Origin of the sequence: Methylobacterium sp. 275MFSha3.1 (assembly GCF_900108435.1) — a bacterium.
Lineage (GTDB): Bacteria > Pseudomonadota > Alphaproteobacteria > Rhizobiales > Beijerinckiaceae > Methylobacterium.
This window is the reverse complement of the sequence record NZ_FNWP01000007.1, coordinates 223635-237497: the sequence shown is the minus strand read 5'-3', so window position 1 is coordinate 237497 and position 13863 is coordinate 223635. Positions and strand designations below refer to the sequence as shown.

Below are 13863 nucleotides of genomic sequence, written 5' to 3'. Positions count from 1 at the left end.
CGCTCTCAGCCTACCGTGAGCGCCGCAGCCGAGCCAACCGAGCGTATGCAGATCGAATCCGTCCCCCCGCACCGCCACCTGCCGCCGCTCGTGAAGCTGGCGCTGGAACTCGGGCCGCTGGTGCTGTTCTTCCTCGGCAACGCCTATTCCGAGAAGTTCGGCGTCGCCCCGGACCAGAAGCTGTTCGTGGCCACGGGCGTGTTCATCGCGGCGACCGTGGTGGCTCTGGCGATCCACTACGTGATGGTGCGCCGCCTGCCGATCATGCCGCTCGTGTCCGGCGTGGTGGTGGTGGTGTTCGGCGGCCTGACCCTGGCGCTGCAGGACAAGACCTTCATCATGGTCAAGCCGACCATCGTGAACGCCCTGTTCGGCACCGTGCTGCTCGGCGGCCTCGTGTTCGGGCGCTCGCTGCTGTCGGTGGTGCTCGACTCGATGTTCAGCCTCACCGACGAGGGCTGGCGGAAGCTCACCTTCCGCTGGGGCGTGTTCTTCTTCGTGCTGGCGGCGCTCAACGAGCTGGTCTGGCGGACCCAGACGGAGGATTTCTGGGTCAACTTCAAGGTGTTCGGCATCATGCCGATCACCGTGCTGTTCGCCCTCGCGCAGACGCCGCTGCTCACCCGCTACGAGCGCAAGAAGGCGCAGCCGGAGGCGTGACGCCTACTGCGCCGCCGCGACCTTGCCGGCCGCGCGGATGCGGGCGAGCACGCTGGAAAAATTCTCCGGCGTGAGGATGCCGACCAGCTTGTCGCGGATCACGCCGTCGGGCCCGATGATGAAGGTCTCGGGCACGCCGTAGACGCCGAAATCGATCGCCGCGCGGCCGCCGGCATCGGCTCCCACCGCGCTGAACGGCACGCCGTGCCGGGTCAGGAAGCGCTGGCCGGCCTCGGGGTTCGGCTCCTTGTAGTCGATCCCCACGAGCCGGATGCCGGGCTCCTTCGCCAGCCGCATCAGCATCGGGTGCTCCACCTGGCAGGGCGCGCACCACGAGGCGAAGACGTTGAGCACCGTGATCTGGCCCTTGAGGTCCGCGCTCGACAGGCCGGGCACGGGTACGCCGTTGGCGGTCAGCCCCGGCACGGCGGGCAGGTCGAAGCGCGGGACCGGCTTGCCGATCATCGCGGAGGGGAGGGCGGCCGGGTCGGCGCCGGAGCGCAGGCGCAGGAACAGCACGGCGGCGAGCGCCGCGAAGACGAGCGCCGGCAGGATCAGCAACAGCGAGCGGCGGACCGGCGGTGTCCGGCCGGCGGTGTCGTCGAGGGGCGCGCTCATCGCCGGTCCTCGCCGAAGCCCCTGAGGGCGCGCCGCTGCGCCCGTCGGTCGCGCAGGGCGTTGCCCACGAGGGCGACCATCACCACCGCCGTGAACGCGTAGGCGGCCAGGATGAAGCCGCCGTGAGACCCGAGATCCATCGCGGTCCTCCTAGACCGGCTGCCCGACCGGCATCGCGGCCGGTGTCGGGGTGAGGCGCGGCTGGGCGCGGTCGAGGCGCTCGGCCTCGCGGATCGTCAGCGTCCGCACCCGGCGGCGCATGATCTCGGTGCGCATCGCGTAGAGGTGCAGGGTCGTCCCGCCGAGGGTCGCGGCGGCGATCATGACCAGCAGCGGGTGGAGCATCGAGGGATCGATGGTGGAGCCGCCCATGCGCAGGATCGAGGCCGGCTGGTGAAGGGTCGACCACCAGTTCACCGAGAACTTGATGATCGGCAGGTTCACGGCGCCGACCAGCGTCAGGATCGCGACCGCGCGGGCGGCGCGGTTCGGATCCTCCAGGGTCCGCCACAGGGCGATGATGCCGCAGTAGATCAGCAGCAGGATCAGCATGGAGGTCAGGCGCGCGTCCCAGACCCAGTAGGTGCCCCACATGGGCTTGCCCCACAGCGAGCCGGTCACGAGGCAGATCAGCGTGAAGGCGGCCCCGATCGGCGCGGCCGCCCGCTGGGCGACGTCGGCCAGCGGGTGGCGCCAGACCAGGGTTCCGATCGCCGACACGCTCATCGCGCCGTAGAAGAACACGCCGAGCCACGCCGCCGGGACGTGGATGTACATGATCCGCACCGTCTCGCCCTGCTGGTAGTCGGGCGGCACCACGAAGAAGGTCTGGTACAGGCCCAGGGCCAGCACGCCGAGGGACAGGGCCGTCAGCCACGGCACGAGCGCCCCCGACCACCGCATGAAGTGGCTGGGGTTCGACAGGCGGGTCCAGAGGGAAGGCGTCATCGCGGCAGCTGTCTCGGACATCGTGGAAGCGGTCTAGCCTAGGGTGCGGTGCAGCAACAATGCGGGTCGGCGGCGCAGGCGGCGGGGGTGCCGCAATGGCATCGTGCGCCGGGCCGGAACCCGTCGGGCCTTCGGATCCGAGAAGCTGCTGTACGACTGCGCCGACAACGAGCCGTCTTCCTGAGACATCCGCGACGCACGCGCTCTCCCGCACGGGAGCGGGGACCCGCGCCACGTCCGCACGTGTCCGACGATGACGCATGTCCGCGGCCGCCGCTTTTCGCGTCCGAGCCTTGCGCATCGCGGGCGGATTGCGCATATAGATGTGAACAAAAAGAGAACGAAAGAGCGTCGCCGATAAAAGCTGTGGACGACGTGACCTCACCCTGACGGAACGAGCGCCCCATGCGAACCGCCGACAAGCAGATCGCCGACATCCTCGTCCGCTACGGCGAGCCCTTCGGGGGCAACGTCTGGCGCGTCCAGGGGACCGCCGTCATCTACCACAAGACCTTGGAGCGCATCGCCGCGCAGGCCGGCATCGTGTTCGAGCCGCCGACCGTCATTCGGGCCGAGCGCGACGAGGCCGTGATCCTGGTCACCGGCCGGCTGCCCGGCGCGAAGCCCGGGACCGAGCGGGTCGAGTGGTCCATGGGCGAGGCGCTGGTCAACGTGAACTACCGCGTCTCGGGCAAGCAGGCGGCCTACGTCTACGCCATGGCCGAGAAGCGCGGGAAGGACCGCGTCATCCTCAAGCTCATCGAGCTGCACGGCCTCGTCTACTCCGAGGAGGAGGCCGACGAGTTCCGGGCCCATCAGGTCCCGGTCCGGGCCGTCGACGAGGATTTCGAGGAGGCGCCCGCCTTCGACGAGGTGACCGAGGCCGAGGGCGACCTCAAGCGCCGCATCGACGAGGCCGAGACCATCAACGCGGTCACCGACCTGATGCTGGACGGCGCCACCCAGGCCGTTCTGGCGACCATGCCGCCCGGCACCCGCGACGAGGTGCGCGACTACGCCAAGGCCCGCCTCGTGGCGCTGGGCTGGCCGAAGCGCGCCGGACGCCGCAGCGCCGCCTGATCCCGCTTCCACCCCCACCGAAGGAGACCGCCATGCATCGCGCGACGAGCCGCCGCACCATGAAGGCCCGCCGGGACTCCCACCGCGGCTGGAGCATCGAGACCCTGTCGTACAGCCCGACGCGGATCGTCCGCCTCGGCGCCGAGAAGGTCGCGATCCTGTTCCCTCCGGTCGAGCCCGGCGCGGCCTGGCAGCTCTACCCGCATCCCGACACGTTCCCGGGGCTCAACTTCGAGGGGCTGCCCGAGCCGCTGCGCCCCGAATTCCTCGCCTTCCCGGACCTTCCGGAGGTCGAGCGGTTCCTCGGCATCCGCGACGCCGAGCCCGCCGCCCTCGCGGCGTGACGCGGGCGATCAGAGCGCCGGCCACGGCGCGCCGCGATGGAGCACCTCGGCCTCGTCGGTGAAGGTGCCGTCGGGGCTGTGCAGGACGAGGGGCGGCAGCAGGCTCGGCAAGGCGCGGCTGCCGCGGGTCGCCGCGATCAGCACGCGGATCGCGGGCACGTCGCCGCGGGGATGGACCGGGCGGATCGCCAGCCCGCCGTAGCGGCCCCGGAGGGCGTCGAGGCAGGCCGGGAGGGCGTCCGCCCGGTGGATGAGGCCGAGGCGCCCGCCGGGCCGCAGGATCGCCGTGCAGGCGCGGATCCAGGCGTCGAGATCGCCGCCCGCGAAGGTGTGGGCGGCGGCGCGGCCCGGATGCGGCGAGGCGCGGTGATCGCCGGCCGCGAAGAACGGCGGGTTGGTGAGCACGACGTCGAAACTGTCCGGCAGCAGACCGGCGGCGCGGCGTTCCGCCGCGGGTGCCAGCACGTCGGCGACCACGATCCGCGCGTCGATGCCGTTGAGGGCCGCGTTGGCGCGGGCCAGATCGGCGAGTGCCGGGTCGCGCTCGACCAGGGTCGGCCGGAGCCCCGGCGCCAGGGCCGCGCAGGCGAGGCCGACGGCGCCGGTCCCGGCGCCGACGTCGCAGAGCCGGTCCCCGGCGCGCGGCGCGAGCAGCCGGGCGAGCAGCACCGCGTCGGTCCCGGCGCGGTGCGCCCCCCGCGGCGGCTGGTGCAGGCGCAGGCGGCCGCCGAGGAAGGGATCGGCGCCGCTGTCGGCCTCGGCCGTCACGGCTGACGCAACTCGTGGGCGATGCCGGCATCGGTCAGCAGCCGGCGGGCCTGGGCCTCGTGGTCGCGCGGCACGAGGAGGCGCTGGCCGAAGACGCCGATCGACCCCTCCATCAGGCTCATGTGACCGTCGGCCACGAGGACCGGGATCTCGGCCGCCTCGAGGACCGAGCGGGCGAACCCGATCAGCACCACGTCGTTGGCCCGGATCAGCTCGATCATCGCGGCGCGGCTCCGGAACGGGCGGGGATCGGCGGTTTCGTCGCGTGAGATCCGCGCTGGCGACACCCCATATCCGGCCGGCGACGATGTTGCGGCGCCGCGGGGCGCGTGCGAAGGGATCGCCCGCCCCCTGCGGGGCGACCGGTCTGGAGGTCACGGATCTTGGGTATGGCCCTCTCCATCGAGAATCCGAAGCCCGAGGCGGAGGCGGGGCTCAACGACCTCGTCGCGCTGGTGGCCGACGGCATGGCGCGGGTCAACACCACGATCCTGTCGCGGACGGGATCGGACGTGGCGATGATCCCCGAGGTCGCCAACCATCTGATCGCCTCCGGCGGCAAGCGCCTGCGCCCGATCCTGACCCTGGCCTGCGCCCGGCTCTGCGGCTACGCGGGCGCCGCCGACGGCGACGTGAAGCTCGCCGCCAGCGTCGAGTTCATGCACACCGCGACGCTCCTCCACGACGACGTGGTCGACGAGAGCGACATGCGCCGCGGCCGCGTCGCGGCCCGGATCAAGTGGGGCAACGAGGCCTCCGTGCTGGTCGGCGACTTCCTGCTCGGCCAGGCCTTCCGGATGATGGTGGAGGTCGGCTCGCTCAAGGCGCTCGACATCCTCTCGGCCGCCGCCACGGTGATCGCCGAGGGCGAGGTGATGCAGCTCACCAACGCCAAGAACCTGGAGACCGACGAGGCCGCCTACCTGGCGGTGATCCGCGGCAAGACCGCCGAGCTGTTCGCCGCCGCCTGCGAGGTCGGGCCGGTGCTCGCCGGCCGGCCCGAGGCCGAGCAGGCGGCCGCCCGGTCCTACGGGATGAATCTCGGCATCGCCTTCCAGTTGATCGACGACGTGCTCGACTACGGCGGCACCTCCGCGGAGCTCGGCAAGAACGTCGGCGACGATTTCCGCGAGGGCAAGATCACCCTGCCGATCGTGCTGGCCTATCGCCGGGCCAGCGAGGGCGAGCGCGGCTTCTGGCGGCGCACCCTGCAGCAGGGCGAGATCGGCGAGACCGACCTGGAGACCGCCCTCGACCTCCTGCAGCGCCACGGTGCCCTGGAGGAGACCGTGGCCCGCGCCCACCATTACGGCGCCGAGGCCCGGGCCGCCCTCGACATCTTCCCGGACGGGCCCGTCAAGGCGGCGCTCCTCGGGGCCGTCGAGTTCTGCGTGGCGCGGGCGCGCTGAGGGCGGGCGCTCTCGGCTCCCGCGTCGACGGCAACCGACCTCCGCCAGCTTGACGGGGCGCGTCGGCCTCACCGCGTCACGGGCCCGAGGGCCTCGGTGAGGGCGGGGGCGAGGTCGCGCAACTCCGCGAGATGCGCGTCCGTGAGGGTCCGCAGCAGGGCCTCGGCGCGCGGCGTCAGCGACAGCTCGCTGCGCCGCCTGTCCTCGACGGCGCGAGTCTTGGTCAGCAGGCCGGCCTCGACCATGCGGGACACCAGCTCGGCCGCGCTGTGGGGGGCGATGAGCAGCTGCTCGGCCAGCAGGCCGACCGTGGCGGGCGCGCGCCGGACGTGGCCTGCGAGCGTCAGCAGCGCCTGATGCTGCTGCGGCGGCAGCCCCGCCCGGGCCGCGGCGGCCTCGCTGAACGCCAGGAAGCGGCGGAGACGGAATCGGAAATCCGCCAGCGCCGCGTACTGCTCCCGCGACAGTGCCGCCGTTCCGGGGGCATCGGCCTCCATGATCGCCTCCGTGGTGAATCGTCCGAGCCGCCGATGCTGCGTCGTATCGGCAGTCCTGTCCCGGCTGCAACGGTCGAGCCATTGTCGAATATATCGGATCACGACATAAGTGCCGCCGCGAGGAAAGGAGGCCCTGATGATCGGCGGGACTGGGAGCGGGAGCGGGGACGGTAGGCCGTCGCGGCGGGCGCTGGGAGATTTCAGCGCGGACCGGCGGGTCCTGACGCTGGCCGGCATGGCGGTCGTCACCGGGACTGCCGCCAGCGGCACCGCCTGGATCCTGCTCACGCTGATCGGCCTCGTGACCAACCTCGCTTGGTACGGCCGGCTCGACACCGACCTGACCTCCCTGGCCGGCGCGGCGCCGGGGCCCTGGATGGTGGCGATCCCGGTGATCGGGGCGCTGATCGTCGGCGCCATGGCGCGCTACGGCTCGGAGAAGATCCGCGGCCACGGGATCCCGGAGGCGATGGAGGCGATCCTGATCGGCAGCAGCCGGATGTCGCCCAAGGTCGCCGTGCTCAAGCCGCTCTCCTCGGCGGTGGCGATCGGCACCGGCGGCCCGTTCGGCGCCGAGGGGCCGATCATCGTGACGGGCGGCGCGGTCGGCTCGCTCTTCGCCCAGTTCTTCCATCTCAGCGCCGCCGAGCGGAAGACCCTGCTGGTGGCGGGCGCGGCGGCCGGAATGACCGCCATCTTCGGGACGCCCGTGGCGGCCGTGCTGCTCGCCGTGGAGGTCCTGCTGTTCGAGTGGCGGCCGCGCAGCCTCGTCCCGGTGACCGTCGGGGCGGTCACCGCGGCCTGCTGGCGGCCGGCCCTGTTCGGCGCCGGCCCGCTCTTCGCCTTCGCCGACAATCCGGCCCTGCCCTGGTGGGGGCTGCCCGCCTGCGCGCTGCTCGGGGTCGCCTGCGGCCTGATCTCGGGGGCGCTGACCCGGGCGCTCTACGCGCTGGAGGACGGTTTCGGGCGGCTTCCGCTGCACTGGATGTGGTGGCCCGCCCTCGGCGCCGTCGTGGTCGGGCTGGGCGGCCTCGTGGAGCCTCGGGCGCTCGGCGTCGGCTACGACGTCATTCACGACCTGCTCTCCGGCCACATGCTGGCGAGCGCCGTCGTGCTGATCCTTGTGGTGAAGGCGGTGATCTGGCTCGCCGCCCTATCGTCGGGCACGTCCGGAGGCGTGCTCGCGCCGCTGCTGATCCTCGGCGGCGCCGTCGGCTGGCTGATCGGCCTCCTCCTGCCCGGCGCCCACGGCTTCTGGGCGCTCATCGGCATGGCGGCGATGCTCGGCGGCACCCTGCCGGCGCCGCTGACCGGCGTCGTCTTCGCCGTCGAGGTGACCGGCGACGTCGCCGCTCTGGCGCCGCTGCTCGCCGCCACCATGGCGGCCTACGCGGTGACCGTGCTCCTCCTCAAGCGCTCGATCCTGACCGAGAAGATCGCCCGGCGCGGGCAGCACGTGATCCGGGAATACGGGATCGATCCCTACGAACTCGCCCGGGTCGAGGCGGTGATGACCCGCACGGTCGAGACCCTCGACGCGGACCTGCCCCTGGCCGACGCCCTCGCGGCGATCGAGATCGGTGCCCACCACGCCTATCCGGTGGTCGACGGCGCGGGCCGGCCCGTGGGTCTCGTCTCGCGCAGCGACGCCCTGCGCTGGACCCTGGAGGAGCGCGACGGCGAGGCCGAGGCCGGCACCCTCGGCGAGCGCGTCTCGGACGCCGATCTCGCCGTCGTCCATCCGGGCGACGTGGTCTCGCACGCCCTCGACGTGATGCTGTCGGCCGGGCAGGGGCGCCTGCCGGTCACCGATCCGCGCACCGGCGGCCTCGTCGGGCTCCTGACCCGCAAGGACCTGCTCCAGGTGCGCGCCACCGTGGTTCGGGCCGAAGCCGAGCGTCGCGCGTTCTACCGGAAGGGGCGGGGTGAGCGGCGCGCGCGGATGGAAGCATGACCCTGGACCTGCACCGTCCCGGCCGGACCACCCGCCTCGATCGGCTCGCGCCGGGCAGCGTCTACCTGATCGCCGGCCGGGACGGGCCGGATCTCGCCCTCGTCGTGCAGCGTGAGGGACGTCGGGAGGCCCTGCTGCTGAACCGCCGTCACGCGGTCGATGGCCACCTGCGGGTCCCGTCCGAGATCGCTCCCGAGGCCGACGTGCTGGCGCTGCCGGGGGCCGTCCTGGCGCCGAGCGGCGCCCTCGCGGACGTCGCCCTCGGCGTCACCGCCGCTCCGGCCGCGCTCCACCTCGGCGACGGCCGGGCGTATCTGCGCGGACGCATCTCGGACGGCCGGCTCGCGACCTACGATGTCGGGACCGGTCGGGCCAGCGCCATCGATCCCGGCGACCTGCCGCGGGCGCGCGGCTGGCGCGTGATGGTGCCCGAGGGCCGCGGCGTCGTGACGGTGTACGAGGCGGAGTCCGGCTGAACGCCGCCCGCGGGCCGGGTCAGCGCAGGAAGGTCGGCGCCACCCACCATCTCGGATGGGCGGCGCGCAGGGCGGCGGCGGCCCAGACGGCCGCGCGCCGGTCGGCGAATAGCGCGAAAACGGTCGCGCCGGAGCCCGACATCCGCGCGAGGCGGCAGCCCTGGGCGCGGAGGGCCGCCAGCGCGTCGCCGATCACCGGCGCCACGGTCAGGGCCGGCGCCTCCAGATCGTTGCGGGCCCCGGCCAGGGCCCGGAGCAGCGGCTCGCTCGCCATGGCCCGCGGGATCGTCGGGTGCGGCGCGCCCGCGAGATCCTGGCCGACGCTCAGGCCCAGCGCCTTGAAGACCGGGGCGGTGGGCACCGGAACGCCGGGATTGATCAGCACCGCGGGCAGCGGTGCGAGGCCGAGGACCGGCCCGATCGCCTCGCCCGCGCCGCGCATCATCCGGGCCCGCGGGTCGAGGCAGACCGGCACGTCGGCGCCGGTCTCCCGCGCCACCGCGCCGACGGCCTCGTGGTCGAGGGGCAGCCCGTTGAGGCGCGCCAGCAGGCGCAGGGTCGCGGCGGCGTCGGAGGAGCCGCCGCCGATCCCCGCCGCGACCGGCAGGCGCTTCACCAAGTGGAAGGCGCCCAGGCGCAGGTTCGGCACCCGGGCGGCAAGCCCCCGGGCGGCCCTCAGGACGAGGTTGTCGTCCGTCGGGCCGGCGGGGCCGGAGGTGGGGCCGCTGACGGTCAGGCTGAGCGGTGCCGCGGGATCCAGCGTCAGGCGGTCGGCCGTGCCCGCGAAGGCGACGAGGCTCTCGAGCACGTGGTAGCCGTCACCGACGCGGCGGCCGAGGACGTGGAGCGTCAGGTTGACCTTGGCGGGGGCGCGATCGGCGAGCAGGGTCACGGGGTCTCGGTCGGGTCGTGGCGATGTGTCCCGAGGCTCTACAGGCTCGCGGCCCGGAACAACAGCTCAGCTGCCGCCCCCGCCGAACACCCGGCGCGGCCGGTCGGGCCGGGCGTCGTTCGGGCGGATCACGGTCAGATCTTCCGCGAGTCCACCAGCCCGTCGCGTCCCGCGAGGCTCGACAGGGCGCCGGAGCGTCGGAGCACCAGGATGCGATGGTCCGCCAGGGGGCACGCCGCCGCCGACCCGCGCGGACCGGGCGCGCCGGCCTGCGGCCTGGGCGCCGCGCGATGGAGTCCGGGCCGTGGTGCCGGCGGATCCGATCCTCTAGGCTGTCGCGCATCATGGCGTTCACCGAATCCGTCGCCGCGGCGCTCCCGTGCCAGCGCCATCTCTTCGAGATGCCCGCCGACGTCAGCTACCTCGACGCCGCCGCCTGGTCGCCGCTGCCGCGGGCCGTGCGAGCGGCGGGTGAGGCGGGGATCCTGGTCAAGAGCCGCCCCTGGGACCATCCCCGCACGGCGGTCCCGCCCTGGGCCGAGCGGGCGCGCGCTGCGGCCGCGCGGCTGATCGGCGCCGGCGCGGACGAGATCGCGATCGTCGGCGCGGTCAGCCACGCCATGGCGGTGGCCGCCCGCAACCTGACCCTGAGGCCGGGCGGGCGCCTGCTCCGCGTGGCCGACGAGTTTCCGTCCCTGCGCTTCGCCTTCGATCGGCTGGCCGACCGGCAGGGTCTGGTGGTGGAGGAGGTGCCGCGCCCCCCGGACGGCGACTGGACCGCGGCGGTCGCGGCCGCGATCGACCGGCCGGGCGCCCCGCCGCTCGCCCTCGCCACCCTGACCCCGCTGCACTGGACCGACGGCAGCCTGATCGACCTCGACCGGCTCGCTCCCGCGGTCCACGCCGCCGGCGCGGCCCTGGTGATCGACGCCACGCAGGCCGTGGGCGCCGTGCCGGTCGACGTCGCCCGGTGGCGCCCGGACTTCCTGGCCTTCCCGACCTACAAGTGGGCTCTCGGACCGTACGGTCTCGCCTTCCTGTACGCAGCGCCGCACCGGCAGGACGGGGCGGCAATAGAGGAGAATATCGGGAACCGCCCGCCGGCCGCCGGTGCCCGCCGCTACGACCGGGGCGAGCTCAACGATCCGGTCGCGCTGTTCATGGCCGTGACCGGGCTGGAGCAGATCGCCGAATGGGGCGTGCCCGCCGTCGCTGCCCGGCTGCGCGGGCTGACGGACCGCTTGGCGGACGGGGCCGCCGGGCTCGGCCTGGCGCCGTTGCCGGCTTCCCTGCGGGCGCCGCACATCCTCGGTCTGCGGCCACCCGCGGGTCTGCCGACGGGCCTCGTCGATCGCCTGCAGCGGGACCGGGTCTACGTGAGCGAGCGCTCCGGCGCGCTGCGCATCAGCCCGCACGTCTGGGCGGACGAGGACGATCTCGCGCGCTGCCTTGCCGCACTGTCCGGGGCCTTCCGGGGGATCACCTGAGACGGTCCGGAAACGGACGCTCCGGCATGAGCGGGCCGGGAGAGAGTCGCGAGACGATTGCGCGCCGCCGACCGCTTCCCGGCGCCGGCGCCCGGCCCGCGCGCCCACACGGAGACCGTCCACCCCCGCATGACCGATTCGATGCCGCGTCCCGGTGATCGGCTCCGGCTCCCGGGCGCCGGCCGCCTCCGCCTGCCCGGACCGATGCGTGCCGTCCTGTCGGGGCGGTTCGCCGTGATCCTGTCGGGCGAGCTGACCCAGAGCCTGTTCCACTTCCTCCTCAACATCCTGCTGGTGCGCGCGCTCGGCGCGCACGATTACGGCCTGTTCGCCATCGTCTTCGCGGTCGGGGCGGTCGGCATCACCTACATCCGGGCCCTGGTGGCGGTCCCGGCGACGATCCACGTCGCCCGGAGCCTGGGGCGTCCGGCGGCGCTCGGCTACGACGTGATGTTCGGCTCGGGCGCGGTGCTGGTCTCCGGCCTCATGGCGGCCGCCGTCGGCCTCGTGCTGATCCCGGTGATCGGCCTCGGTGCCCTGGCGGCCGGGGCCTTCGTGGGCCTCTACGCCTTCCGCAGCTACCTGCGGATCGTGCTCCTCGCCCGCGGCCGGCCCCGGATCGCCGGCCTGAGCGACCTGGTCTACGCGGTCTGCGGCGGTCTCCTCGTCGCGCGCTGGCTGAACGGGGAGGGCACGGCCCTTCTCGATCGGGCCTTCACGGCGATCGCGCTCGCGCACGCGGTCGCGATCGCGGTGGCCTACGCGGCGCTGCGCGAGCGGATCCGCTTCTCGCTGCACGCGCGGGCGCGCGCCCGCTACCGGGCCATCTGGCGGACCCTGGCGTGGTCGCTCGCCGGCGTCACCAGCCTGACGGTCCAGGGTCAGGGGCTGACCCTGCTGCTGGCGCTCCTGGCCGGGCCCGCCGCCTACGCGCCGATCGCCGCCACGATCGTGCTCTACGCGCCGCTGCGCATCCCCGCGAGCGCGCTGCTGAACATGATCCTGCCCGAGATCAGCCGGTTGCTCGCGGCCGGGCAGGTCGATGCCGCCCGCCGGCTCGTCGTCCGCAACGGAATCCTGCTCGGCAGCGCCTGTCTCGCCTACGGGGCGGTGATGGCGGCCGCCCTGCCGCTGGTCGAGGACATCCTGTTCAAGGGTCGGTTCGCCGCGCAGCCGATGGGCTGGATCGGGCTCGGTGTCTGGGCGGTGGTGACCGTGTCGCTGCTCTACGCGATCCCGCGGGCCTATCTCGAGGCCTCGGCGGCGTTCCGGACCATCACGGCGGGGGCGGTGGCGAGCGCCGCCCTCGGGATGGCCGTGATGGTGCCGGCGCTGCTGCTGCTGCCGCCCGCCACCGCGCTCGCCGGCCTGCTGGCCTCCGAGGTTGCGACGCTGGTCTGGTCGGTCTCGGCCTTCCGGACCCTGGCGCGGCGCCCGGGACCGGCGCGACCCCTCGGCGCCGCGTGACCGGCCCGTCGCTCAGCGCAGCGCGAGCAGGGCCGGCGCCAGTCTCCGCAGCGCCGGCGTCCGGCTGTAGACCCAGAGCGGGTTGTGCTGGACGACGTCGGTGCACAGGCCGCGCTTGAACTCGAAGACGGGCCGGTTCGCCGCCGGATCGATGCCGCCGAAATCGAAGACCCGGCAGCCCTCTTCCTTCGCCCGCTCCACGAAGCGCCAGACCGCGAGGGTCGCGGCGCCCGTCGCGCGGGCCCGCTCGTTCGAGGCCGTGTAGAAATCCGTGCAGCGGCTGTCCGACAGGTGCGCGATCCGCACGAGGACGCGCCGTCCGTTCTCGCGGACGTCGAGGAACAGCAGGCGCTCGTCCTCGGCCGCGATGTCGCGGTAGGCCTGCGGCTGCAGCGTCGTGGCGAAGCCCTTGCGCTCGCGCAGGGCCGCGAACATCGCGGTGAAGTCGTCGAAGGCTTCGAGGCGCTCGGCCCTGTCCTCGAGGAAGTGCGTCGTCACCTCGGCGTTCCGCTCGGCCTTGCGCAGGGCCTTGCGCCAGCGCGGCTCCATGCCGGCCTGGATGGCGTCGAGGTCCTGGGTCAGGTCGAGCTCGAGGGTGTGGTCGGGCGCGCCGATCACCGGGGCGAAGCCGTGCATCAGCAGCGCCAGCGTCGCGCCGCGGGTCTCGAACTGCTCGTAGTCGACGGCGAGGACGTCGAGCCGGCCGAGCGCGAGGTGGTCGATGAACGCGGCGAACACCGCCTCCGCGCGGTGCGCGCCCGCGGCGGTCAGCAGCGGGCCGCCCTGGACGTGGATGAACCGCGCCGGCCCCTTCCGGCGCGTCTGCCACTGGACGAAGGCGAGGTCCGCGCCGTCGCCGGACACGACCGCCCGCCGCACCTCCAGGCCGCGCCGCGCCTTGTAGGTGCCCCAGGGGCTGCCGCAATAGATGTTGGCGCCCGGGCAGGCCCAGACCCGCCGGTCCCAGTCCGGGGCATCCGCAATCTCCTGGACCGCGAGCTTGGCCGCCATGTCGCTCCTCGTCCTCGCGCCCCGTCCCGGCCGGGCAGGGGTTCCCGCGCCGCACGCCTCATCGGTCAGGCGCCACCGCATTGCATCCTCGCGCGGCCGATCGTCCACAGGGTGACGGCGGTCGCGCGGGTCGGATTCCGCTGCGTCGCGGCGGGGCTCCGGTGCCCGGGCGGCCGGGGCCGGTGAGGGGACGCGCCCGGGCCGGTCGTTGCGCGGCGCCGGCAGCAGGCCCGGCCGCGGCGCTTGGCCACG

16 protein-coding genes are annotated in these 13863 nt (G+C 73.8%); 8 read left to right on the top strand and 8 right to left on the bottom strand.

The window, feature by feature from the left end; all coding sequences use genetic code 11:
* Nucleotides 1–45 precede the first annotated feature (45 nt).
* A complete protein-coding gene (locus BLW78_RS10595; protein WP_091679240.1) occupies nucleotides 46–660 on the top strand; it encodes a septation protein A in 615 nt (204 codons plus the stop codon).
* Between the two features lie 3 nt (nucleotides 661–663).
* Here BLW78_RS10595 and BLW78_RS10590 read toward each other — a convergent pair whose 3' ends face one another.
* The 3 genes from BLW78_RS10590 to BLW78_RS10580 are packed head-to-tail and all read right to left on the bottom strand — an operon-like array spanning nucleotide 664 to nucleotide 2226.
* Nucleotides 664–1278 carry a DsbE family thiol:disulfide interchange protein gene (locus BLW78_RS10590; RefSeq protein WP_091679238.1) on the bottom strand — a complete coding sequence of 205 codons (615 nt, stop codon included), beginning with the start codon at nucleotides 1276–1278 and terminating at the stop codon, nucleotides 664–666.
* Nucleotides 1275–1418 (bottom strand): heme exporter protein CcmD, encoded by a 144-nt coding sequence (gene ccmD, locus BLW78_RS10585; RefSeq protein WP_020090708.1) that lies wholly within the window; start codon nucleotides 1416–1418, stop codon nucleotides 1275–1277. The genes BLW78_RS10590 and ccmD overlap by 4 nt, the downstream gene beginning before the upstream one ends.
* A gap of 10 nt (nucleotides 1419–1428) precedes the next feature.
* The gene (locus BLW78_RS10580; protein WP_026604551.1) at nucleotides 1429–2226 is read right to left on the bottom strand and encodes a heme ABC transporter permease; all 798 of its coding nucleotides are present in this window, start codon (nucleotides 2224–2226) and stop codon (nucleotides 1429–1431) included.
* 405 nt (nucleotides 2227–2631) lie between these two features.
* Here BLW78_RS10580 and BLW78_RS10575 point away from each other — a divergent pair, with 405 nt between their 5' ends.
* Together BLW78_RS10575 and BLW78_RS10570 are read left to right on the top strand one after the other, a co-directional pair.
* Nucleotides 2632–3306, top strand: a complete 675-nt coding sequence (locus BLW78_RS10575; protein WP_056531636.1) for a hypothetical protein — start codon at nucleotides 2632–2634, stop codon at nucleotides 3304–3306.
* A gap of 32 nt (nucleotides 3307–3338) precedes the next feature.
* Nucleotides 3339–3650: a hypothetical protein gene (locus BLW78_RS10570; protein WP_056531638.1), complete on the top strand. Its 312-nt coding sequence runs from the start codon at nucleotides 3339–3341 to the stop codon at nucleotides 3648–3650.
* A gap of 9 nt (nucleotides 3651–3659) precedes the next feature.
* Here BLW78_RS10570 and BLW78_RS10565 read toward each other — a convergent pair whose 3' ends face one another.
* Both BLW78_RS10565 and BLW78_RS10560 read right to left on the bottom strand, forming a co-directional pair.
* Nucleotides 3660–4418: a tRNA1(Val) (adenine(37)-N6)-methyltransferase gene (locus BLW78_RS10565; protein WP_091679235.1), complete on the bottom strand. Its 759-nt coding sequence runs from the start codon at nucleotides 4416–4418 to the stop codon at nucleotides 3660–3662.
* Complete coding sequence (locus BLW78_RS10560) at nucleotides 4415–4639, bottom strand: putative signal transducing protein (protein ID WP_091679359.1); 225 nt, start codon at nucleotides 4637–4639, stop codon at nucleotides 4415–4417. Before BLW78_RS10560 ends, BLW78_RS10565 begins: the two co-directional genes overlap by 4 nt.
* Nucleotides 4640–4807: 168 nt before the next feature.
* On the opposite strand from BLW78_RS10560, the gene BLW78_RS10555 reads away from it, so the two are divergent.
* Nucleotides 4808–5827 (top strand): polyprenyl synthetase family protein, encoded by a 1020-nt coding sequence (locus tag BLW78_RS10555; RefSeq protein ID WP_091679233.1) that lies wholly within the window; start codon nucleotides 4808–4810, stop codon nucleotides 5825–5827.
* 68 nt (nucleotides 5828–5895) lie between these two features.
* Here the strand turns inward: BLW78_RS10555 and BLW78_RS10550 are convergent, their stop codons facing one another.
* The gene (locus BLW78_RS10550) at nucleotides 5896–6324 is read right to left on the bottom strand and encodes a MarR family winged helix-turn-helix transcriptional regulator (protein WP_091679230.1); all 429 of its coding nucleotides are present in this window, start codon (nucleotides 6322–6324) and stop codon (nucleotides 5896–5898) included.
* Between the two features lie 136 nt (nucleotides 6325–6460).
* On the opposite strand from BLW78_RS10550, the gene BLW78_RS10545 reads away from it, so the two are divergent.
* Nucleotides 6461–8278 carry a chloride channel protein gene (locus BLW78_RS10545; protein ID WP_091679228.1) on the top strand — a complete coding sequence of 606 codons (1818 nt, stop codon included), beginning with the start codon at nucleotides 6461–6463 and terminating at the stop codon, nucleotides 8276–8278.
* Nucleotides 8275–8754: a hypothetical protein gene (locus BLW78_RS10540; RefSeq protein WP_091679225.1), complete on the top strand. Its 480-nt coding sequence runs from the start codon at nucleotides 8275–8277 to the stop codon at nucleotides 8752–8754. Before BLW78_RS10545 ends, BLW78_RS10540 begins: the two co-directional genes overlap by 4 nt.
* Nucleotides 8755–8773: 19 nt before the next feature.
* Here BLW78_RS10540 and BLW78_RS10535 read toward each other — a convergent pair whose 3' ends face one another.
* Entirely contained in the window at nucleotides 8774–9646 is an 873-nt protein-coding gene (locus tag BLW78_RS10535) for a 4-(cytidine 5'-diphospho)-2-C-methyl-D-erythritol kinase (protein WP_091679223.1), read from the bottom strand.
* 344 nt (nucleotides 9647–9990) lie between these two features.
* On the opposite strand from BLW78_RS10535, the gene BLW78_RS10530 reads away from it, so the two are divergent.
* Nucleotides 9991–11133, top strand: coding sequence for an aminotransferase class V-fold PLP-dependent enzyme (locus tag BLW78_RS10530; RefSeq protein WP_091679220.1), 1143 nt, complete (start codon nucleotides 9991–9993; stop codon nucleotides 11131–11133).
* A gap of 129 nt (nucleotides 11134–11262) precedes the next feature.
* A complete protein-coding gene (locus tag BLW78_RS10525; protein WP_244526900.1) occupies nucleotides 11263–12600 on the top strand; it encodes an MATE family efflux transporter in 1338 nt (445 codons plus the stop codon).
* A gap of 12 nt (nucleotides 12601–12612) precedes the next feature.
* Here BLW78_RS10525 and BLW78_RS10520 read toward each other — a convergent pair whose 3' ends face one another.
* The gene (locus BLW78_RS10520) at nucleotides 12613–13611 is read right to left on the bottom strand and encodes a lipid II:glycine glycyltransferase FemX (RefSeq protein WP_091679219.1); all 999 of its coding nucleotides are present in this window, start codon (nucleotides 13609–13611) and stop codon (nucleotides 12613–12615) included.
* Nucleotides 13612–13863: the final 252 nt, after the last annotated feature.